We start from the raw sequence: 1,370 nt of genomic DNA, 5'->3' as shown, positions 1-1,370 counted from the left end.
GAATCCGTCGGGAGCTTCCTCGGTGCAGGTACTTCCTGCCGGCACGGCCGGATGGGTAGAGGCAACGGTGGCGGCATCGCCTTCCACCAACCAGTGGGCGATCGGCTTGTCGAACGCGAAGGCCGACAACACGGCGGCTTCGATCGACTATGGCATCGGTGTGGTGAGTTCCGGCCAGATCCAGACCTTCGAGAATGGAGCGGGCGTTAACCGCGGTGCTGCTTCGATCGGCGACGTGCTGCGCGTGTCGCGTACCGGGACAACGGTGAGTTTCTACCGCAACGGCACACTGCTGCATACGGCCTCGGCCAGCTCGTCGACCACGCTGATCGCCGATGCATCGGTTTTCGGCGGCGGTTCGGTGATGGCCGACCCGCGCTGTTCGTTCTGTGCGGTGACGCAGACGACGGTACGCACCATGGACTACGACCATGCGGGGCGACTTCTCAAGACCTGGCATCAGCTGAACGGCGGACCCAATGTCTTGTTGGTAGCCAACGAATACAATGAGCTCGGTCAGCTCATCGACAAGAAACTTCATTCCGCCGACAACGGGGCGACGGGCAAGCAGAGCATCGACTACCGGTATAACATCCGGGGCTGGCTTACCTCGATGAACGGAGCGGAGCTCGCGGCTAACACGAAGAACGTGGACGGTGGCAACCAGGCACGGGATCTGTTCGGGATGGACCTGATCTACAATACAACGGAAAGCGGGATGGGCAACACCGCCCTTTACAACGGCAACATCTCCGCCATGCGGTGGAGCAATAACCTGGGGTTGGGATCGATGAAAGAAAACGGCTACGTGTATTCGTACGATGCGATGAACCGGATCCTGTCGGCGAACTTTGCACAAAAGACGACGACTGATTGGCAGGCGAACAGCAACCAGTCGTACCTGGAGGGAGGATTCACGTACGATCTGAACGGCAACATCCTGAGCCTGACCAGGAAGGGAAAGAACGGTGCGGGGATGGACAACCTGACGTATTCGTACGGAACGGGCAACACGCGTTCGAACCGCCTGCTGCGCGTAACGGACGGCGGCGACAAGACGGCGGGGTTCATCGATGGGACCAACACCGACGACGACTACAGCTACGACGCCAATGGGAACATGGTGGTGGACAAGAACAAGGGGATTACCACGGCGATGGTGTACAATCATCTGAACCTTCCGTATGAAATTGTGCGGGGTACGTCGGCGGGCAGGTTGAACTACATCTACGATGCCTCGGGCAGGAAGCTGCAGCAGGTGGTGACGTACTCGGGCAACCAGAAGCTGACCGACTACAGCGGGGAGTACGAGTACCTGAACGACCAGTTGCAATCGGCGCAGCACGAGGAGGGGAGAGTAGTGTTCAGTC

Annotated in this window: 1 protein-coding gene; it reads left to right on the top strand. The window is 59.3% G+C overall.

Features of this window, described 5'->3' with window-relative positions; genetic code table 11:
• Positions 1-22: 22 nt before the first annotated feature.
• A partial coding sequence (locus tag AABK37_RS41390) for a hypothetical protein (protein WP_432557179.1) occupies positions 23-1,370 on the top strand: 1,348 nt, incomplete at its 3' end.

The organism is Tolypothrix sp. VBCCA 56010 (assembly GCF_050875635.1).
Lineage (GTDB): Bacteria > Cyanobacteriota > Cyanobacteriia > Cyanobacteriales > Nostocaceae > Hassallia.
This window is presented reverse-complemented; position numbering and strand designations above follow the sequence as displayed.